Raw genomic sequence first — 19,500 nt, forward strand, 5'->3', positions numbered from 1 at the left:
CCTCCTCGTCTTGCCGCGCGATTTTATCGGCCCTTTGCGCGCCGTGCCAGCGCCGCTTTCGTCTGGACAGGCGGGCAGGGGGCTGTCTATGAGAGGCGGCAATCCCGCCGTATTTGAGACAGCCCATGCCCAGCCCGCTCACCATCCGCCAAGCCAGCGAAGCCGACCTGCCGGTCATCCGCGACATCTATAACGACGCGGTGGCAAACACGACCGCGATCTGGAACGAGGTCCTGGTCGATCTCGACAATCGCCGCGACTGGTGGCGGCTGCGGACCGAACGCGGCTTCCCGGTGCTGGTCGCCGAGCGTGACGGGCAGACGGTCGGCTATGCCACCTACGGCGACTGGCGCGCCTTCGATGGCTACCGCCACACGGTCGAGCATTCCGTCTATGTGGACCGTACCTGCCGTGGCGGCGGCATCGGCAAGTCTCTACTGGCGGCTCTGGTCGAGCACGCTCGCGGCAACGACAAGCACGTGATGATCGCCGCCATCGAGGCCGGCAACGCCGCCTCCATCGCCCTGCATGAGAAACTCGGGTTCACCCTTGTCGGCATCCACCGCGAGGTCGGAACCAAGTTCGGCCGCTGGCTGGATCTGGCGATGATGGAACTCAGACTCTGACGCCTCACTGCGACGGCGCCGCCGTCGGCGTAACGCCCGCCGGAGCGACCGTGCCCGCCGCCAAAGTCGGCGCGCCCCAGACCGTGATCGGCTGGCCGTCCTTCGTCAGCACGCGGGAATCATAAAACGACAGAGCCGCCTGCAATTGCGCGGTATCGCTGCAGCGGTTGATGATGCCGCCGATATAGGTCACGCAGTCGCTGGTCGCGCCCTGAACCGAGCCTGTTGCCCAATCCTTGACGATGCCATCGGGTCCGACCAGGAAATAGGAGAGGCGGTTGTTCGTGCTGACCGATTCCCGCCCGACGAGGCCGCCGAAGCTGCTGCCCGTCTCCGTTCTCGCCGCCGGGGCCATGTGGCGGTAAATCGTCATGCCATTCGCAAGCTGCGTCGAGCCCAGCATCGGGCCGAAGGTCGCGCGGTCATTGCCGGCAAGCTGGTCCATCGGAGATTGCCCGAGGCCCGCCACCTGGGCATAGGACCGTCCCAGTGCGTAGCTTGTGAACGAGCGATTGGCCGCGCCCTCGGCCTTTTCCGCGACCGACGAACATCCAGAAAACGCAAGCACAATCGCCAGCGACGCCACGACCGAAAGACGCATGCCCGTTCCCCTTTGCTGTTCCGCCCATCACAACCGCAAAACGCTGGTCGCACAAGTCTCGCGCGACCGGCGGGCAAGGGTTTTCCAAAGGTCAATCGATCACATAGGCGTCATGCTGCCTCATTCGATCCGGACCCGCGCCATCTCGCCCTTTATCCGGATCGAAGGCTTGGCGCCGGGCGTATTGGGCAGGGCGCTGTCGACATACGAGGCGATGGTCTCCACCGCATAGCTGACCGGCGTCGGGGTCAGGAACCGCAGCGTCGCGTCGAGCATCTTGCCGGAGATCGCGATCACCTCGTCGTTCGCCACCCGCTCGAAGGCAAGCCGTGCCCGGAGAGCGGCGCCCGCGACATCGATCTCGTGCGCATGACCGGTGAAGTGAAAGTCGCCGGCATCGCTGTTCACCTGGACCAGCGAAAACTCGCCGTCGAGCGTCATCCGCGCCGCCTTCTGGTCGATGATCACGGCTGTTCCCTCACGCGCGTTGGCGCTCAGCGTCATCCTGCAGTCGCTCCAGTCGAGGAAGTGCGGTGCCCGGCCGACATCGACAAGCAAGGTGTCGCCGTCCACGGTGAGCGACCCTTCCGCCGGGCAGGCATCGGAAAACCAGCTCGATCGCCAAAGAGCAGCCCAGCCATGCCGCTCGCCGGAAAGCTCGGCGGTCAGTGGCCCTTCGGATTTTGTCGTGATCTCGATCTCGCTTGCCGTGCCACTGACGCGGATCTTTGACACCGCAGCAAGATCGAGCGGTCCGGCCGCCGCGTCACGGGTGCTGACCAGCGAGACGAGGCCGTCGATAGTGGCGACGGCGATTGCCGCGCCGGCGATGGAAAGAAGGATGGTTCGGGTGCGCATTGTGAGGCTCCTTGTTGGCCGTTTCGATGCCTCCATCCACCATCTGCGCACGCCGCCGGCGACCTGAAACGCGTTTCAGGTCGACCTTGATCGCGCATAAGGGCATGATCGATGTCTCTGAACGCCCCGGACTGCCACACGCATGATCTTCGTCCCGCTCTCCTTCCTCGTCTCGCTCTATCTGCTCGTCTTCCTCGTCCGCCTTGCCTGGCAGGGCCGCGGTAACAGCGGCGGAAATGGCCTTTTCCTGCTGCTTCTGTCGGTTCACATCGTCCAGAGCCTGCTGGTCGGTCTGCGCTGGGGTTATGGCGTCACGGCGATCCTGCCGCTTCTGTCAACGCTTGCCGGCCTCGTGCCGCCGCTCTCCTGGCTCGCCTTCCGCGATCTGGCGCAGGAGCGGCGGGGATTGACCTGGCGGGACGCTGTTCATCTCCTGCCCATGCTGCTCGTCCTCGTGCTGCTGTTCGTCTGGCGCAGCGGCGTGGATATCGTGATCGTCGCCACCTTCGTGGGCTATGGTGGGGCGCTGCTGTGGCTTTCCCGCCTTGGGCCTGACGGCCTCGTCGCCTCGCGCCTCGACGGCTCGCTCAGGTCCTGGCGCGCCCTGCAACTGACGGGCGCGGTGCTGGTCGGCTCGGCGCTGGTCGATGTGCTGATCAGCCTCGACATGCTGGTCGGCGGCGGCCGTCATTCCCCCGCCGTGGTTTCGGTCGCGACCACGATCGTGCTTCTGCTGCTCGGCATCGCAGCCGTGGCCGTCGGTCAGGCAGAAAGCGAGGATGATGAGGAGGAGGCGGCAGGTAGCGCCACGGCGGCGGTGGTGGCGCCGGAATCAACCGGACCGTCCGACCAGGATCAAAAGCTCGCCGGCGAACTCGACCGCCTGATGGCCGAGCGCCGGCTTTATGCCGATGCGGGCCTCAACCTGTCGCGGCTTGCCCGCCGGCTCGGCTCACCCGCCCGCGCCGTCTCCCATGCGGTCAATCGCGTTCACGGCATGAGCGTCTCGCAATACGTGAACGAGCGGCGCGTGGCCGACGCCTGCCGACTGCTGTCGGCAACGGACATGCCGGTCACGAGAGTCGCCTATGAAGCGGGCTTCATGACGAAATCGAATTTCAATCGGGAATTCCTGCGCGTCACGGGCATGAACCCGAGCGACTGGAGAAAGGTGAAGGCGAGCGGTCAGATGACGTCGGTGTGACGTGTCAGCACCGGCGGCTTGCCGCGATGGCTGCGGGCGTGGACCAGCGATCCGACGATCAGGGCGGGAAGTGTCACCGGCCAGATGAGGCAGGCGAGCAATCCCACAAGTCTGCTGCCGTCGAAACGGTTGCCGCCCGCCATGCCCTCGGCAAACGTCATGCCCAGCATCAGCAGGGCAGGCACGAGCCAGAGAAGGGTCAGCGGCAGGGTCATTTGATTTCACGTCATGAAAATATATTGAACGTTAACCATGTTGACTGATTTGCTCCACTTCGTCCACCCGTGAAAATTGGCAGATGTGAAGTTGGAACAACGGCTTGATGAAAGATCGCCGGAAATGATCGGATCTCGCCTCAATTCCGCGTGAATTGCAGGGTTTTGTGAACTTATTCTTAGCTCCGCCATTGTATCCTGACCATGGAGGAGCCAAATCATGGGCATGGAAACGATGCTGATCATCGCCGCGTTTGCGGCAGTCGCCACGACCCTCGTGGCCGGTTCGATGGGGTGTGCCGTTTATGGAATGGCAAAGGCCCAGAGTCGGATCCACCGCGAGGAGCGATCGGTGGCCGAAGCGGTCCAGAAGGCCCGCAAGGCCGCTGCCCGCCGGGCACGCAAGCCCGCCGTCCGCAAGCCTGCCGTCAAGATCCGCCGGCCGGTTGCCGATCCGGTGCATCACGCCGCGATGTGACGGCCGACCGATGGGGTGACGACAACAGGATGCGTGGACAGCGCACCCTCGTCCTCGGCCATTGCCCACGAAAATGAAGAGGATGACCGGAGCGCGAAGGCGCTCCGATCTTGTTTCGGCGTCCCGTTATGCCGCCTCGAAGACCATGGCATGGCCGTTGATGCAGTAGCGCAGGCCGGTCGGCTTGGGCCCATCTGGAAAGACGTGGCCAAGATGGCCGCCGCAATTGGCGCAGCGGATTTCGGTGCGGATCATCCCGTGCGAGGTGTCCTTCAATTCGACGACGGCATCGGGCTTCACCGGCTCGAAATAGCTCGGCCAGCCACAGCCGGAATCGAATTTGGTGTCGGAATAGAAGAGCGGCTCGTCGCAGGCTGCGCAGCGGTAGAGCCCTTTCTCGTGACTGTTCCAGAAAGGCCCGGTGAAGGCGCGTTCGGTGCCCGCCTGCCGCAGGATGTAATACTGCTCCGGTGTCAGTTGCTCGCGCCACTCGGCGTCGGACTTCTCGATCTTCGGCTTCAGTTGTTCGGTCATGGCGTTTCTCCTTTGGCACATAGATAGGATCAGGCGGACCTCCGGACAATCACCGCCCGATCAAGAGCGCGTGGCCATCGTGTCTTTCGCGCGGGCCGCATTCCAGTCGGCGATGATGCGGCCGGCAAAGCCGGAAGGGTCGGCCTGCATCACTGCCACCAGTTCGGCCGGCGCATCCGTCGCGGTATGTTTTGCAGACCAGAGAACCAGCGACACCAGCACCGGTGCGAGGTCCACGCCCTTTTCCGTGAGCCGATAGATCGTTCGCCGCCGGTCGTCTGGATCGGGCCGCCCTTCGATCAGCCCGCAGGTCTCCAGGCGCGACAGCCGTGTTGCCAGGATATTGGTGGCGATACCTTCGCCGGCCGCCAGAAACCCGTTGTAGCTCTCGATGCCCTTGAACATCAGGTCGCGGATGATGAGCAGCGACCACGCGTCGCCGAAAAGCTCCAGCGCGAGGCTGATCGGGCAGAGCGAGCGGGGTGATTCTTTCACGGTCATGATGGTCCGCTCATAGGCAAAACACTTGCAAAATGCAAGTTAACATGCAGTATAGCCCCATCGTATCCGGATGGGGGCTTCGCATGGACAAGGCATTCTGGCTGGGCGTCGCGGCTTATCTCGTGCCGACGTTTCCGCTCGGGTATTTCTGGCATCTCAAGACCTTTGCCGACCGCTACGAGGCGCTCGGCATGTACCGTGACGATGTGATCATCCCGCTCGGCTTCCTGTCGATGCTCTTGCAGGCGCTGGTGTTCTCCTGGGCCTATCCACGGCTGTTTTCGACCGCGCCGAACGATGTCTGGAAAAGCGCCTTCCAGTGTTTCGTCGTCTTCGGCGTACTCGCCTTTTCGTTTGTCGTCCTGCCGGTGGCAGCGAAATACAGGATGAATTCGGTGGCCGGTTTTATGATCTTGGAAACCGTTTTCACGGCGATCCAGTTCGCCGTGGTCTCCCCGTTGATGGCTCTTGCGCACCGCCAGCCGGGCTGATTTTCCCGTTCACGACCTGTTGTCCTGACTGCGACGAATTGTGGTATGTCAAAAACATGTCAGGCTCTTGAGAGCGCGCTTTCTTTGCCATAACAACAGGGCCACCCTTTTTGGGGAGGCCGCGCTGGTGCGGTGACGAGGAAAGCAATGTTCGACGTTCTCGCCGATATGACATTCCTGGCCATGATCCTGCCGTTTCTCGGCGCGCTGATCGCTCCGGCCCTGACCCGAAGCATGGGGCACAATGCCGCCTGGCTGCTGGCACTTGCGCCGGCGCTCGCCTTCCTGCATTTCGCCGGCTTCCTGCCGGAGATCGGCAATGGCGAGGTGGTGACCGGCGGCTTTGCCTGGGTTCCGAGCATCAACCTGTCCTTTTCCTGGTTCCTCGACGGCCTCTCGCTCACCTTCGCCCTGCTGATCACCGGCATCGGCACGCTCATCGTGCTCTATTCGGGCGGCTACATGAAGGGTCACCCGCAGCAGGGCCGCTTCATTGCCTTCATCCTGCTGTTCATGGGCGCCATGCTCGGCGTCGTTGTTTCCGACAGTTTCCTGATGCTCTTCGTCTTCTGGGAACTGACCTCGATCACCTCGTTCCTGCTGATCGGCTTCGACCATGAGCGGGAAGCCTCCCGTCGCGCGGCGCTGCAGGCGCTTGTCGTCACCGGCGGCGGCGGGCTCGCCCTTCTGGCGGGCATGATCTTCATCTGGAACATGTCGGGCGTTACCCAACTGTCGCTGCTCGTCCACAGCGGCGATATCCTGCGGGAAAGCCCGTTTTACCTGGCGGCGCTGCTTCTGGTGCTCGGCGGGGCCTTCACCAAGTCGGCGCAGTTCCCGTTCCATTTCTGGCTGCCGAACGCCATGGAGGCGCCGACCCCGGTGTCCGCCTACCTGCATTCCGCCACCATGGTGAAGGCCGGCGTCTATCTGCTGATGCGCCTCAATCCGGTGCTCGGCGAAACGCCCGCCTGGGAAATCCTGTTGCCGCTGTTTGGCGGGATAACGCTGATCGTCGGCGCGACGATGGCGATCCGCCAGACCGATCTAAAGCTGATGCTCGCCTACACCACCGTCGCCTCGCTCGGCCTTCTCGTGATGCTCACCGGTTTCGGCACCGAATATGCCGTCATCGGCGCGGTGCTCTATCTGGTGGCGCATTCGCTCTTCAAGGGCGCGCTCTTCATGGTCGCCGGTCTCATTGACCACGAGGCCGGCACGCGCGACGTTACGAAACTCGGCGGCCTGCGCTCCGCCATGCCGATCACCTTTGTCGCCGCTCTCTTCGCGGCGATCTCGATGGCCGGCCTGCCGCCCTTCTTCGGCTTTTTCGCCAAGGAGGAGATCTACCTTGCGCTCGCCGGAGCCGATCCGCGCTCGATCCTCTTCACCATTGTTGCCATCGTCGGCAACGCGCTGATGTTCGTCATCGGTTTCGCGGTGGCGCTGAAGCCGTTCCTTGGTCCTCATGTCGATACGCCGAAACATGCGCACGAAGGGCCGGCGCTCCTGTGGCTGGGACCGCTCGTTCTGGCGATCGTCGGCCTGCTCGCCGCAATCTTTTCGGGCACGGCGCATTACTACATCTCTTCCCCCATGGCGTCCGCTGTCGGCGGCGTCGCCAAGCAGGTGACGATCAGTCTCGTGCCGCATATCGGCGTGCCGCTGCTGCTGTCGGTCGTCACTGTCGTCCTGGGTATCGTCCTCTTCCTGCAACTCGATCGCGCCCGTGCCGTCATGGGGCGGATCCTGGCGACCCTCGGGCCCGGTCCCGATCGTGGCTTCGATCACTTCGTCACTGGGCTCGTCCGGATTGCCTTCGGCATCACCCGCGTCGTTCAGCACGGCCGGCTCGATTCCTACGTCACCTTCACCTTCGCCATGGTGGCGCTCGTGCTGCTGATGCCCCTGGCCATCTACGGCGAGCTCCCGGCCATGCCCTCATGGCCTGAGGACGCGCAGTTCCACGAGCTGATCTTCCTCGCGATCGCCGTGATCGGCCTCTTTGCCGTGCTGCGCGCAAAGGACCGGTTGACCGCCATCGTCTCGCTCGGCATCCAGGGTTTCGCCGTTGCGGTGCTCTTCCTGCTGTTCGGCGCGGCCGACCTTGCCTTCACCCAGTTCATGGTCGAGACGCTGTCGGTGGTCATCCTGGCCCTGGTGATGACCAGGTTGCGGCTTGCCGCCGCCGATCACCGCCCCTTCGGCCAGTTCCTGCGCGACGCCATCATCGCGATTGCCTGCGGCCTGGGCTTCACGCTGATGCTGCTGAAAGCCACCGAGGCGCCGTTCGACTCCACGCTGACCGAGTTCTTCAACACCTATTCCAAGATCATCGCCCACGGTGCCAACGTCGTGAACGTGATCATCGTCGACTTCCGCGGCGTCGACACGCTGGGCGAGATCGCGGTCGTCATGATAACCGGGCTTGCGATCCTGGCGCTCATTCGTGTTCGTTCGCCGCAGGCGGTGAGCGAGCCGCCGGCCGAACCGGTCGTCAAGGCGGATGTCGCCAAGAGCCGTGCGCGCAAGAGGGCCAAGGCATGAACACACTGATCTTCCGCACCGTTGCGCCGTTCCTCACCCCGCTGATGGTGCTCTTTTCGATCTTCGTCCTGCTGCGCGGCCATAACGAGCCGGGCGGCGGCTTCATCGGCGGGCTGATCGCCGCCTCCGCCTTCGCGATCTACGGTATTGCCTTCGGTGTCCAGTCGGTCCGCCGCGCGATCATCTTCCACCCGATGTCGATTGCCGGCTGCGGGCTGTTCATCTCCTGCCTGTCCGGCCTGCTGTCGGCCTTCTTCGGCGTGCCGTTCATGACAGGGCTCTGGATCTATCCGACATTCGCCGGCATAGAAGTGCCGCTCGCCACGGTCATCTCGTTCGATATCGGCGTCTATCTCGTCGTGGTCGGTTCGATTACCTCGATCGCGCTGGCCCTTGAAGAAAAGGATCACGACTGATGGAAGCCCTGTTCGCCGTCGTCGTCGGCATCTTTCTCGCCTCCGCCTTCTACCTGATGATGTCCAAGCGGATTGTCCGCGTGTTGCTTGGCGTCGCCATTCTCGGCAATGGCGTTAACCTGCTGCTCTTCACCTCCGGACGCCTGACTCGCGAGGTGCCGCCGATCATTGGCGTTGACGCAGACACGCTTGCAGCTGGCGCGGCCAACCCGCTGCCGCAGGCGCTGATCCTGACCGCGATCGTGATTTCCTTTTCCTTCTTCTGCTTCCTGCTGGTGCTGGGTTACCGCGCCTACCAGGAACTGAAGAGCGACGACACCGATGAAATGCGCGTGGCCGAGCCGGAAGGCCAGCCGCTGCCGCCGCTGGGGTATTGAGATGACGCGTAGCATGAGTTTCACCGGCGGCACTCACGTCGTCACGAAGGGCCCGATCGGCTCCGGTGGAGGTAAAGCCTGATGGCCGCGCCGTCCTCCGTCGATCTCTCGCTCGCCCTGGTCATGGAGCCAACCGTCGCCACGCAGTGGCTGGCGATCCTGCCGGTTGCACTCTGCCTGACCGCTGGCGCCGGCTTGATGATGGTGCGCCACGCGATCCATCGTCATCCCCCGGTCGCGATCGCCACGCTCGTCCTGCTCGTGATCATCGACCTGCTGCTCGTGGTCCAGGTGGCCCAGCACGGGCCTGTGACCATGATGATGGGCCGCTGGCTGCCGCCCTTCGGCATCGCGTTCACCGTTGACCTGACGGGCGCGCTTTTTGCGCTCTCCGCCGCCATCGTCGCGCTGGCGGGTGCCATCTATGCGACAGTCGACATCAACGGGTCGGGCCGCCGCTACGGCTTCTATCCGTTCCTCCTGGTGCTGATGGCCGGCGTCTCCGGCGCCTTCCTGACCGGCGACGTCTTCAACCTCTATGTCTGGTTCGAGGTTCTGCTGATTTCTTCCTTCGGCCTGCTCATCCTCGGGTCGGAGCGCGAGCAGATCGACGGCGCGGTGAAATACGCGATCCTCAACCTGATCGCCACGACGCTGTTCCTCATCACCGTCGGCTATCTTTACGCGATCTTCGGTACGCTCAACATGGCCGACATCGCCCGCAAGGCCGAGGGCCTTCGCGGCACCGCGCCGATGATGACGCTCGCCGCGCTGTTTGTACTGGCCTTCGGCATGAAGGCGGCCGCATTCCCGGTAAATTTCTGGCTGCCGGCTTCCTATCACACGCCGAGGCTCGTGGTGTCGGCACTGTTCGCGGGGCTGCTCACCAAGGTCGGCGTCTACGCGCTGTTGCGGATCATGGTGACGCTCTTCCCCGTCGAGCGCGAGGAACTGAGCTTCGTCATCGCCGTCCTGGCCGCCTTCACGATGGTGCTCGGCGCGCTCGGTGCGCTCGCCCAGAGCGATCTTCGTCGCATGCTCGGGTTCGTGGTGATCTCCGGCATCGGCTATCTGCTGGCGGGCGTCGCCATTGGCGCCGTCGGCAGCCTGTCGGCCGCGCTGTTCTATGCGCTCCATTCGATCGTTCTGATGACGGCGCTCTATTTCGTCGCCGGCGAGGCGCGCCAGCTTGGCGGCAGCTATTCGCTCGTCGCCCTGGGCGGGCTCTGGCGCACGGCGCCGGCATTTGCGGCGGTATCATTGGCGCTGTTCTTCGCCGCCTCAGGCCTGCCGCCGTTCTCCGGCTTCTGGCCAAAGGCGCTGCTGGTCAAGGCCTCCATCGACATCGGCGCCTGGTGGCTGGCCGCCTCCATCCTGGTTGCCGGCTTCGTCACGACGATCGCGTTCGGTCGTGTCTTCCTGCTGGCCTACTGGCGCCCCGCCGGTGAGACGGCACCGACGCCGGAAAGCGCCGGTATCGCCTGGGTTCGGCTGGGTCCGCTTCTGGTGCTCTCGCTGCTCGTCGTCTGGTTCGGCCTGTTCCCGGAAAGACTTCTGGTCCTGACCCAGACGGCTGCCGAGGGCCTTATCGATCCGACCGCCTACCTGAACTCGGTCTTCCCTGCCGGAGGAACGCCATGAACCTCTATGCCATCGCTGTCGTCATGGCCGTGATCTGGGTCGCCGTCACCGGCAGCCTGACGATCCACAATCTGCTGTTCGGCTTCCTGTTGTCCACCCTCGCGCTCGGTCTGATCCGCGAGCAGGTGGATGGCGCCGGTTATGTCACACGCACGATCCGCTTCATCTCGCTGGTCTGGCTCTTCCTGGTCGAACTCGCCAAGTCCGCCTGGAAAGTCGCGGCCATGGTGGTCTCGCCGAACATGAACCTGCAGCCGGGTATCTTCGCCTATCCGCTCACCGTGCAGCGGGATTTCGAGATCACGCTGCTCGCCAATCTCATCACGCTGACGCCCGGCACCCTGTCGGTCGACGTGTCCGAGGATCGCAAGATCCTCTACGTCCATGCCGTGGATTGCTCCGATGTCGAGGGCACCATCCGCGATATTCGCGAGGGTTTCGAGCGCAAGATCATGGAGACCTTCGAATGATGGCCCCCGAAGCGCTCATCCAGGCCGCCTGCTATGCCGCCCTTGCGCTGCTCGGCGCGGCCTTCTTCCTGACCGTGTACCGCGTGATCAAGGGACCGACGCTCCCCGATCGCGTCGTCGGGCTGGACATGCTCGTCGGCATCGCGCTCGGCTTCATTGCCGTGATCGCCATCCGCACAGGGTATACGCTCTATATCGACATCGCGATCTCGCTCGGCCTCGTCGGCTTTCTGGCGACGGTCGCCTTCGCCCGGTTCATCATCACCCGCGGCACTCGCGAGGCTGCGGAGGGTCAGTCCGACACCCCGCGCAAGCCGCCGGCAGGCGCCAAGGCAGGAAGGAAATCCCGATGACGGCCTATCTCGTTGCGATCCTCACCTGTTTGCTGATCCTTGGCGGCGCGGCCTTTGCGCTGATCGCGGCGATCGGCATCAACCGCCTTCCGGATCTCTACACCCGCATGCATGCCGCATCGAAGGCCGGCACGGTCGGATCTGGCCTGCTTCTGGTCGCGGTGGGCATCCATTCCGGCGATCTTTCGACCTTCAGCCGCGCCATTGCAGGTGTCCTGTTTTTCATCCTGACGGCGCCCATCGGCGCACATCTTCTCGCCAAGGCGGCGCATCAGGTCGGTTATCCGCTCGATCCTCTGTCGGTTCGTGATGATCTCAAGAAGCCGGGAAATAAAAAGGCGGCAGCGGAGCCTCGTTAGGCGCGGTCATCTCCAACTAAAGTAGCTGTCTGCTCATTTTTCAGCGTCCGTTTGTATTGAATATTTCGCAATTGCAATATTTATCCTCCCTTTTTTTGGGAGGTTGGTACGCTGGACTTTTTCTCCAACGGTGATATTCCAAATAGATAAGCTCTGATCGCGGGACATATGGTTGCCTGATGCGACGGATGATTTGCTTTCCACAGTAAAAAACCGGGTCTTCGACTCTGTGGACAGCAATTTAACGTTGTTGCGGGCAAATGTTACTGGATCGGGCAGTTGCGCTCTCGCGTTGCACCTTGGGATTTAGGGGTAAATTCCATATCGGGTGCAACGAGGTTTCGGCCATGGGAGGGCGACTGTCGGCTTTGTTGAACGAAACGTGTGTCGGCAATTCGGTCGATGCGCGGGGCAAGTACGATTGAACAGGAGAACTGTAATGAACGAAACTGCACAAGCGTCCGACCGCAATCTGCTGGTCGAGCTGACTGCGGATATCGTTGCCGCCTATGTCGGCAACCACGTCGTACCGGTCGGAGACCTTTCCGGTCTGATCGCCGACGTCCACACCGCGCTGAGCAACACCAATGCGCCGGCTCCGGTCGCAACGGTGCAGGAAAAGCCGAAGCCGCCGGTTCCGATTCGCAAGTCGATCGAGGACGATTACCTGATCTGCCTCGAGGATGGCCAGAAGTTCAAGTCGCTGAAGCGCCACCTTATGACCCACTACAACATGACTCCGGAAGAATACCGTGAGAAGTGGGGTCTTCCTGCGGACTATCCGATGGTGGCCCCGGCCTACGCCGAAGCGCGTTCGCGCCTCGCCAAGGAAATGGGTCTCGGTCAGCGCCGCAAGCGCGGCAAGTAAGCGGTTTCACATCGCCAGCAGCAAAAGCCGGGTCGTCGATCCGGCTTTTTTGTATCCAAAAGAAAGGAAAATATTCATATAATTTCAAGGGTGGTATTGCCCGAAATGCTTGAAAAACAGAGGTATAGGCAATTTTTACGCCTGAATGCCTCCTATTGCTTCCGACGGAATTATGAATTAATTCCTATTTCGGGAGTACGACATGCACCAGGTGATCCTTTCAACTCAAAGCCAGATTCCGTTCCGACGCGCGGATCCCCGTCGACGCGACGCGGCGACGACGAACGTCATCTGCGTGACGGTGGCGCTCGCCACGGAAGACGCTCTGACGAGGCCAGTCTTTGAAAAACTGCGCCGCTTCGGGGTGCCCTGTCTGGAATGCCTGCGACGCCAGGTTGCAATGTATCTGTGCCATGTGGTCTTCCGTCTGACCCACGACGATGTCGGCCACGCCTTCGAGCGGGATCGATCGACCGTCGGTCACGCCTGCCGCCGCACCGAGGACCGGCGCGACCATCGGCTCTTCGACGACATCCTGACGGCGATCGAAGAGGATGTCGTGGAGCGTGTACAGGAAAGGGGTATCCAATGACCGGCAGCAAGAAGCCGCAGCGGAGAAAAACCGCATCGGTCGCCAGCGACAGAGCGCTCGCCCGGCTTATCCGTTTCGCCCTTGCCTCCGGGCCGCTTCAGCCGACGGCCGAGGGCGCGCTGCGCGGCCTCGATGGCACGCGTCGGGAGGTGATGCCCGTTGTTGTGGCGGAAGCCCTGCGGCGGGGGCTTGTGCAGGAAGGGGAGGGCAGGCTGAAGGCAGCACCGACGGCACGCGCCTTCCTCCGTCGCCATGCCGCCGAACTGGAGGACGAAGCCTTCCAGGCGCAGCACCGCGATCTGTCGAAGAGGGAGGTCCGCATCGGCGGACGATGCGAGACGGTGCGTGTGAACCTTGCCGAATCGCCGCTCGGGCCACTCGCCCGTCTCAAGGATCGCGACGGCGCGGCCTATTTTTCCGATGATGCGCTGGCAGCCGGCGAGCGGCTGGCGCGGGAGTTCGAGCGCGCGGGCCTGCAGCCGCGCATAACCTCCACCTGGGAACCGCGCCTGTCGCAGGCCCCGCGCCGCCGCGCGGCACCCGAGCCGACGATCTCCGACAGCGCCGCCGCCGCGCGAAAACGCCTGGGTGACGCGCTCGATATGATCGGCCCCGATCTCGCCGGAGTGGCACTCGATGTCTGCTGTTTCGGCAAAGGTCTCGAACTGGTGGAACGGGAGCGTCAATGGCCGGCGCGGTCGGCGAAGCTCATGTTGAGGACCGCGCTCTGCGCGCTCTCCCGCCACTACGCGCCGCCACAGCCGGGCCCCCGCACGCGCCACTGGGGCGCCGAGGGTTACAGGCCGGAGCTTTAGCTCTGCGTCGCCGCCAGATGCCTTGCCGCTTCCTCGCGAATGCGCTGGACCATGGAACGCAGGCCGTTTGCGCGCTGGGCGGAGAGATGCTCGATCAGGCCGAGCGTCGCAAAGAGCTCAAGTGCGTCGAGCTTGACGATCTCGGAGGCGTGGCGTCCGGAATAGGCGGCAAGTACGATCGCCACGAGGCCGCGAACGATATGCGCGTCGGAATCGCCTTCATAGGTGATGATGGGATCGGCGCCGTCGCCAGCATGCGGCACGAGCCACACCTGGCTGGCGCAGCCGCGAACCTTGCTCTCGGCCGTGCGCTTTTCCTCCGGCAGGTCCGGCAGCGCCTTGCCGAGCTCGATCACGTAGCGATAGCGGTCTTCCCAGTCGTCGAGGAAGGCGAAGTCTTCTTTGATCTCTTCGAGCGTTGCCATGGTCCGGTCCGCGATATCGCTTAAGTCCTCCGCGATATAGGCCATGCGCTCTGCCAAGAGAACCGCCCGCACAAAAAAAGACCGCGAGGAACCGAAGTTCCTCGCGGGCCAGCAAAGAGCTGAAGCAACATGCGGGACAGGCACGACAGGCTCCGGGCGGGTCCGCGAGCGGACCACCGGGGCATGTTTGGGAGGAGGGGCGGTCTCGCCCTTCCGAATTTCGGACTATTCGAGCGCGGTTCGCGGCTTAAGGGGCCGCAGGCTTGGCGCGCGGCAGCGGCACGCCGGGGGACTGTGTTGTGACCGTCCCCGTGACGATCGCCTCTTCAGGCGTCGCGGATTGGATGGCTGCGGCCGGCTGGCCTTCGTCGGCAAGCTGTTTGTCAAGCAGTTCGAAGGCAACGAGCGCGCCTTCGCGGGCCCGGTGTCCGAGGGCGGTCAGCGTTTCCGCGCCCTTCTCGCACACCTCGGGTTTTTCCAGGCAGATCTTGCTGAGATACTGGTAGGCCTCGCTGGCCGCGGCCACCGCGTCGGTCATCTCGAAGCGTGACCCGGTTGCTTCCTCGGTCGCCTCGCGTCCGCTGAAGAACGACAATGCCACCAGCATCATCGTGAACCAGAACGTTCCCTTGATCAGAAACCACATTGTCTTGACCCTGTCCCATTTCGACCGGTTTGCCCGGTTCTCGTCCGGTTTCTTCCGGCGTCGTGGCTGCACCCTAGCGGCCGTCCGCAAAAATCGCTTTGCCAAAAACGTTCGGGTTTTCGGAAAGTTTGCATAAAATTCGAGTGATTTGCCGATCCCGGCCCGTTTCGCGACAATTCGAACGATCACCGTTAAGCATGTTTGCGGCGTCAATGCGTCCGCGCAAGGGATGACGGCCGGCTCGTCCCCGGGAAAGGTTAACACGGACCCGCAAAACCCGATTACCCCCCATTAACCACGATCCGCAAAGCCCTCCCAACCTGTGCCGAAATGGCCCTTTTCGGCTGTGGGAAAGGGGAACATCGGGGTCGACTTTATCTTTTGGTTAAGCGGCCAAGCCTATGGTCGGACATAGAAAAACTGTCGCGGAAAGTGGCGTGTCTGTATTGAGTAACATAGCTGCGGCGGCTCTCGGAGCCTGCGATCGGATCGCCGGTCACTGCCTGTCTCGCGTACATGGCGGACAGGTACCTGCGCGTGACGTGCGACGCCTGTCGGCGCTGATAACGGTCGGCCTGCCGTTGCTCGTCGCTTTCCCGTTTGCGCTCAGCTTTCTTGTCGATCCCTCCATCGCGCTGCCTTTGGGGTTTGCTCTCGTGCTGTGCGCGCTGCTCGCCGGCGCCGGCCTCGTCCTGCTGCTTGGCCGTGGGGCCGAGCACGAGGACGCGCTCCTTGAGGCTCCGCGCACGCTCGGACTGTCCGTCTGCCCCGGTCTCGTTCTCGTTCTCGATCCGCAGGGCCACGTGCTGGCGCTCGGTGGCCGCGATCGCGATACCTATCTGCCCTGCCTGCGCGAACCCGAAACGCGTGCCTTCGCCGACCAGGTTCACGTCTCCGACCGCATCGGTGTGCTCCAGGCCCTCGACGGGTTGCGGCAGGGTGCGGATGCCGCCGTGGTCGAACTGCGGCTCGAGCGTCCCGCCCTCGGCCGCCGCCAGGGCCAGTTCATGACCGTGCGCATGGACATGACCGCCGAACGCGACGAAAGCGGCGAGCTGACCTCCGTCGTCGCGCAGATCCTCGACATCGGCTCGGAAACGACCGCCCGCGCCGAGATGCAGCGTCTGTCGGTCGAGACGGAAGAAGCCAACGACGCCAAGTCGCGCTTTCTCGCAGCCGTCAGCCATGAACTGCGCACGCCGCTCAACGCCATCCTCGGCTTTTCCGACATCCTCGCCGGTGAATATTTCGGCAAGCTCGAGAACGATCGCCAGCGCGAATACGTGCAGCTGATCCGCCAGTCCGGCGCCCATCTTCTCTCGGTCGTCAACGCCATGCTCGACATGTCGAAGATCGAGGCCGGTCGCTATGAGCTGATCACCGAACCTTTCGAGATTGGCGGGACGATCCGCGAATGCGAGAGCATGCTGGGCCTCCAGGCCCGCGAAAAGGGTGTTCTCCTGACGAGCCGCTTCAGCCGCAATATCGGCGAGGTGGTCGCCGACCAGCGCGCCGTCAAGCAGATCCTGATCAACCTGCTCAGCAACGCCATCAAGTTCACAGAGGCCGGCGGCGCCGTCATGGTCGATGCCGATATCGCCGACAACCGGCTGGTCATCGCTGTCTCCGACACGGGCATCGGTATCCCGGCGGAAAAGCTCGATCTGATTGGCCGGCCGTTCACGCAGATCCACGACGACTACGCGCGTCGCTACGACGGCTCCGGCCTCGGCCTCTCGCTCGTCAAGGGCCTCACGGCACTGCATGGCGGCGGTTTCGCGCTGGTCAGCCGTCCGGGCGAGGGAACCGTCGTGACGATTACGCTACCGGCCGACGGCAGTGGCAGCCTGGGAACGGATGCCGACGCCGACCTCGCCGCCGTCGAATTTCCGCCACGGCTGCGCGATAGTGCCTCGGCTGCAAGCGATCTCTTCGCGCTGTCGAGGGAAATGGCGCGGGCCGCAATGAATGAGGACAGGATCACCGATGGCGCGCAAGCGAAAATCGCCTAACCGGAAACCGACGCCGCTGGTGCTGCGCTGGTTGATGGCCGGCACCGCCGCGATCAACCGCCAGGTCGCCCGCCATCCGGCTGCTGTCGGCGGCGCCGTGTGTTTCTTCGTGGTCTTCGGCTTTGTCGCGGCCAATGCGCTCTGGTACCAGCCGGGTCGCCATCCCTCGCCGGTGTTGCGTACGCGTGACGCCGAGGATTTCACGGCCTTCGCGGGCCTTCGGCGCAATCTGATGACGGAACGCGACCCGGCCGAGGTCACGACGTTCCGTATCGAACGCGAATCGGAGAGCCGTCCCGGTCAGACCGAGGTGACCGATGCGCCGGTATCGTCCGAAACCGGACAGGTGTTGCTGACGAAGTCTGTGCAGGAGGAACTGATCAGGCTCGGCCTGCTGGCCGGCACCGCCGATGGCGTCGCCGGGCCGGTGACAGCCGCCGCGATATCCGCATTCGAGGCTTCGGTCGGCATGTCGGTGACCGGGCAGGCGACACCAGAGCTGCTGGCCGCTCTCAAGGTGGATCGCAACGCCACCGCCGCCGTCCCGAAGCAACGTCCCGCCGGGGATGACCTGACGCCTGGCGTCGCCGTCGATCCCGTCGCGGCAGCCATTCTGTCCGCTGAAAAGACAGTGGTCACCCAGCCCGCCAAAAAGCCGGCCGCCACCCCTGTCTCGCTCCCGGCCGGCGAGACGATGGCCGCGAGCAATATGGTGATGCAGATCCAGCGTGGTCTGTCCAACATCGCCTATGCCGAGATTACCGTCGATGGTGTCGCCGGCGAACAGACGAAGGCCGCCATCCGCCACTTCGAGCGGCACTACCGCCTGCCGGAAACCGGTGAGCCGAACGAGCGCGTGCTCGCCAAGTTGAAATCCATCGGCGCCCTCTGACCGAATCGTTTGGTAGGGTTAAAAGGCAGTAAACTTACTTATTAGAACGTTTGCAAATCCTTAACTTCAACCGCAGATATTTGCGGGATAGCGGAGGATTTTTATTCATGAATATTGCGAACAGCGCCGTCGAGCCCGAGTGGGAGCGGGACCCGGAACAGGACGATGAGAGGGTTGCCAAGCCGGAGATCAGCGCCGAAGCCCTGCGCGAGATCATCGGTGAAATGGCCCGTGATGCCTCCTCCCTGGGCGTCGATCTGGTGGATATCGCTGGCGCTATCCAGGACATGGCCGCGATGTCGAAGCGCCATGCGCAGACCTTCGAAAACGTTACCCGCAACGCCCTGTCGATCGCCGAAACCAACAAGTCGGTGGCGACCGCCCTGCGCGCGACCGACGAGACGGCCTCCAATGCCCGAGAGATGCTGAAGCAGTCGTCCGAGCGTCTCGCCGGCGCCGTGCGCGAGATCGACCACATGGTCGAGGCTTCCGCCGAGATCACCACCGAAATCGGCTCGTTCGACAATTCGCTTGCCAATGTCGACAAGGTTGCCGAGGAGATCGGCACGATTGCCCGCCAGACCAATCTTCTCGCGCTGAATGCCGCCATCGAAGCCGCGCGCGCAGGCGAGGCCGGCAAGGGTTTCGCCGTCGTTGCCGCCGAAATCCGCGCACTCGCCCTGCAGACCTCGCAGGCCACCGGCTCCATCCAGCAAATCCTGACCGAGATTCGCAGCAAGATCACCAGACTGTCCGAAGCCGGGCAGGGGGCGAGCACCAGCGCCATCGGCGTCAAGGATACCTCCCAGGCGATGAACCAGTCCTTCAGCGCCATGGAGGAGGTGATCACCCGGATCCTCGACGGCTCGTCCGTGATGGCCAACACAACCGAGACCGTCAACCGCCAGTGTTCGGAGTTCGTGGGCGTGCTGAGCGAGATGGCCTCCGATGTCGTCAACTCCGACAAGGCGCTGCAGCAGGCCGCCGGCCGTGTCGAGAAGGTCGTCGGCCTTTCCGAAACGCTGATCCAGCTGACCGCCAGCGCCGGCATCGAGACAGAGGACAGCCGCTGGATCGAGCTTGCGCAGTCGACCGCAGCGCGCATCTCTGCCGCGTTCGAACAGTCGCTTGCCTCCGGGCAGACCTCCATGCCGGCCCTTTTCGACCGCAACTATCGCCCGATCGCCGGGACCGACCCGGTGCAGATGATGACGGGCTTTACCGAACTCACCGACCGGCTGTTCCCACCGATCCTGGAACCTGTCCTCGACATCAGCGACCGCATCGGCTTCTGCGCCGCCGTCGATGAAAACGGCTACCTGCCGACCCACAACAGGAAATTCTCCGCCCCGCAGCGCCCGAATGACCCGGTGTGGAATACGGCCAACTGCCGCAACCGCCGTATCTTCAACGACCGCGTCGGCCTTTCCGCCGGCCGCTCGAAGGCGCCGTTCCTCGTTCAGACCTACCGCCGCGACATGGGCGGCGGCAATTTCGTCGTGATGAAGGACATCTCCGCCCCCATCTTCGCCGGCGGCCGCCACTGGGGCGGCCTGAGGCTGGCGGTGAAGGTGTAACG

At 63.4% G+C, this 19,500-nt stretch carries 24 protein-coding genes; 17 read left to right on the plus strand and 7 right to left on the minus strand.

Annotation, left to right across the window (positions count from 1 at the left end; genetic code table 11):
• Nucleotides 1–125: 125 nt before the first annotated feature.
• On the plus strand, nt 126–626 hold the full coding sequence (locus tag J5J10_RS12395; RefSeq protein WP_211930106.1) for a GNAT family N-acetyltransferase: 501 nt from the start codon (nt 126–128) through the stop codon (nt 624–626).
• Nucleotides 627–630: 4 nt separating this feature from the next.
• On the opposite strand, the gene J5J10_RS12400 is transcribed toward J5J10_RS12395, so the two are convergent.
• Both J5J10_RS12400 and J5J10_RS12405 read right to left on the minus strand, forming a co-directional pair.
• Nucleotides 631–1,227 (minus strand): hypothetical protein, encoded by a 597-nt coding sequence (locus J5J10_RS12400; protein ID WP_249116731.1) that lies wholly within the window; start codon nt 1,225–1,227, stop codon nt 631–633.
• Between the two features lie 120 nt (nt 1,228–1,347).
• Nucleotides 1,348–2,085 carry a hypothetical protein gene (locus J5J10_RS12405; protein WP_211930107.1) on the minus strand — a complete coding sequence of 246 codons (738 nt, stop codon included), beginning with the start codon at nt 2,083–2,085 and terminating at the stop codon, nt 1,348–1,350.
• Between the two features lie 142 nt (nt 2,086–2,227).
• On the opposite strand from J5J10_RS12405, the gene J5J10_RS12410 reads away from it, so the two are divergent.
• Nucleotides 2,228–3,289, plus strand: a complete 1,062-nt coding sequence (locus J5J10_RS12410) for an AraC family transcriptional regulator (RefSeq protein ID WP_211930108.1) — start codon at nt 2,228–2,230, stop codon at nt 3,287–3,289.
• Here J5J10_RS12410 and J5J10_RS12415 read toward each other — a convergent pair.
• The gene (locus J5J10_RS12415; RefSeq protein ID WP_211930109.1) at nt 3,271–3,504 is read right to left on the minus strand and encodes a hypothetical protein; all 234 of its coding nucleotides are present in this window, start codon (nt 3,502–3,504) and stop codon (nt 3,271–3,273) included. The two genes, J5J10_RS12410 and J5J10_RS12415, sit on opposite strands and share 19 nt — an antisense overlap.
• A gap of 220 nt (nt 3,505–3,724) precedes the next feature.
• Here J5J10_RS12415 and J5J10_RS12420 point away from each other — a divergent pair, with 220 nt between their 5' ends.
• Nucleotides 3,725–3,982, plus strand: coding sequence for a hypothetical protein (locus J5J10_RS12420; protein ID WP_208548831.1), 258 nt, complete (start codon nt 3,725–3,727; stop codon nt 3,980–3,982).
• Between the two features lie 126 nt (nt 3,983–4,108).
• Here J5J10_RS12420 and msrB read toward each other — a convergent pair whose 3' ends face one another.
• Together msrB and J5J10_RS12430 are read right to left on the minus strand one after the other, a co-directional pair.
• On the minus strand, nt 4,109–4,516 hold the full coding sequence (gene msrB, locus J5J10_RS12425) for a peptide-methionine (R)-S-oxide reductase MsrB (RefSeq protein ID WP_211930110.1): 408 nt from the start codon (nt 4,514–4,516) through the stop codon (nt 4,109–4,111).
• A 60-nt stretch (nt 4,517–4,576) separates the two neighbouring features.
• Nucleotides 4,577–5,017, minus strand: a complete 441-nt coding sequence (locus tag J5J10_RS12430) for a helix-turn-helix domain-containing protein (RefSeq protein ID WP_211930111.1) — start codon at nt 5,015–5,017, stop codon at nt 4,577–4,579.
• 83 nt (nt 5,018–5,100) lie between these two features.
• On the opposite strand from J5J10_RS12430, the gene J5J10_RS12435 reads away from it, so the two are divergent.
• From J5J10_RS12435 to J5J10_RS12485, 11 genes are all read left to right on the plus strand, one after another.
• On the plus strand, nt 5,101–5,508 hold the full coding sequence (locus J5J10_RS12435) for a hypothetical protein (protein ID WP_211930112.1): 408 nt from the start codon (nt 5,101–5,103) through the stop codon (nt 5,506–5,508).
• A 147-nt stretch (nt 5,509–5,655) separates the two neighbouring features.
• Nucleotides 5,656–8,055, plus strand: a complete 2,400-nt coding sequence (locus tag J5J10_RS12440) for a putative monovalent cation/H+ antiporter subunit A (RefSeq protein WP_211930113.1) — start codon at nt 5,656–5,658, stop codon at nt 8,053–8,055.
• Nucleotides 8,052–8,471, plus strand: coding sequence for a Na+/H+ antiporter subunit B (locus J5J10_RS12445; protein ID WP_211930114.1), 420 nt, complete (start codon nt 8,052–8,054; stop codon nt 8,469–8,471). The genes J5J10_RS12440 and J5J10_RS12445 overlap by 4 nt, the downstream gene beginning before the upstream one ends.
• Nucleotides 8,471–8,848, plus strand: a complete 378-nt coding sequence (locus J5J10_RS12450; RefSeq protein WP_211930115.1) for a Na+/H+ antiporter subunit C — start codon at nt 8,471–8,473, stop codon at nt 8,846–8,848. Before J5J10_RS12445 ends, J5J10_RS12450 begins: the two co-directional genes overlap by 1 nt.
• 81 nt (nt 8,849–8,929) lie before the next feature.
• Nucleotides 8,930–10,489: a Na+/H+ antiporter subunit D gene (locus J5J10_RS12455; protein WP_211930116.1), complete on the plus strand. Its 1,560-nt coding sequence runs from the start codon at nt 8,930–8,932 to the stop codon at nt 10,487–10,489.
• Nucleotides 10,486–10,959 carry a Na+/H+ antiporter subunit E gene (locus tag J5J10_RS12460; protein WP_211930117.1) on the plus strand — a complete coding sequence of 158 codons (474 nt, stop codon included), beginning with the start codon at nt 10,486–10,488 and terminating at the stop codon, nt 10,957–10,959. The genes J5J10_RS12455 and J5J10_RS12460 overlap by 4 nt, the downstream gene beginning before the upstream one ends.
• Entirely contained in the window at nt 10,959–11,312 is a 354-nt protein-coding gene (locus tag J5J10_RS12465; RefSeq protein WP_211931225.1) for a cation:proton antiporter, read from the plus strand. Before J5J10_RS12460 ends, J5J10_RS12465 begins: the two co-directional genes overlap by 1 nt.
• Nucleotides 11,309–11,671: a monovalent cation/H(+) antiporter subunit G gene (gene mnhG, locus J5J10_RS12470; RefSeq protein WP_211930118.1), complete on the plus strand. Its 363-nt coding sequence runs from the start codon at nt 11,309–11,311 to the stop codon at nt 11,669–11,671. The genes J5J10_RS12465 and mnhG overlap by 4 nt, the downstream gene beginning before the upstream one ends.
• A gap of 439 nt (nt 11,672–12,110) precedes the next feature.
• Nucleotides 12,111–12,539, plus strand: a complete 429-nt coding sequence (locus J5J10_RS12475) for a MucR family transcriptional regulator (protein WP_208548841.1) — start codon at nt 12,111–12,113, stop codon at nt 12,537–12,539.
• A 202-nt stretch (nt 12,540–12,741) separates the two neighbouring features.
• Nucleotides 12,742–13,131 carry a helix-turn-helix domain-containing protein gene (locus J5J10_RS22430; RefSeq protein WP_249116732.1) on the plus strand — a complete coding sequence of 130 codons (390 nt, stop codon included), beginning with the start codon at nt 12,742–12,744 and terminating at the stop codon, nt 13,129–13,131.
• Nucleotides 13,128–13,946: a DUF6456 domain-containing protein gene (locus tag J5J10_RS12485; RefSeq protein WP_249116733.1), complete on the plus strand. Its 819-nt coding sequence runs from the start codon at nt 13,128–13,130 to the stop codon at nt 13,944–13,946. Before J5J10_RS22430 ends, J5J10_RS12485 begins: the two co-directional genes overlap by 4 nt.
• On the opposite strand, the gene J5J10_RS12490 is transcribed toward J5J10_RS12485, so the two are convergent.
• On the minus strand, nt 13,943–14,371 hold the full coding sequence (locus J5J10_RS12490; protein WP_208548843.1) for a SufE family protein: 429 nt from the start codon (nt 14,369–14,371) through the stop codon (nt 13,943–13,945). The two genes, J5J10_RS12485 and J5J10_RS12490, sit on opposite strands and share 4 nt — an antisense overlap.
• Nucleotides 14,372–14,618: 247 nt before the next feature.
• Nucleotides 14,619–15,017: a DUF5330 domain-containing protein gene (locus J5J10_RS12495; RefSeq protein ID WP_211930119.1), complete on the minus strand. Its 399-nt coding sequence runs from the start codon at nt 15,015–15,017 to the stop codon at nt 14,619–14,621.
• A gap of 437 nt (nt 15,018–15,454) precedes the next feature.
• On the opposite strand from J5J10_RS12495, the gene J5J10_RS12500 reads away from it, so the two are divergent.
• The 3 genes from J5J10_RS12500 (at nt 15,455) to J5J10_RS12510 (ending at nt 19,498) form a co-directional block, all read left to right on the plus strand.
• A complete protein-coding gene (locus tag J5J10_RS12500) occupies nt 15,455–17,029 on the plus strand; it encodes a HAMP domain-containing sensor histidine kinase (RefSeq protein WP_349252064.1) in 1,575 nt (524 codons plus the stop codon).
• Entirely contained in the window at nt 17,004–17,921 is a 918-nt protein-coding gene (locus tag J5J10_RS12505) for a peptidoglycan-binding domain-containing protein (RefSeq protein WP_211930121.1), read from the plus strand. Before J5J10_RS12500 ends, J5J10_RS12505 begins: the two co-directional genes overlap by 26 nt.
• A 107-nt stretch (nt 17,922–18,028) precedes the next feature.
• Complete coding sequence (locus J5J10_RS12510) at nt 18,029–19,498, plus strand: methyl-accepting chemotaxis protein (RefSeq protein ID WP_211930122.1); 1,470 nt, start codon at nt 18,029–18,031, stop codon at nt 19,496–19,498.
• Nucleotides 19,499–19,500 lie beyond the last annotated feature (2 nt).

Source organism: Ciceribacter sp. L1K23, assembly GCF_018122705.1.
Taxonomy (GTDB): domain Bacteria; phylum Pseudomonadota; class Alphaproteobacteria; order Rhizobiales; family Rhizobiaceae; genus Allorhizobium.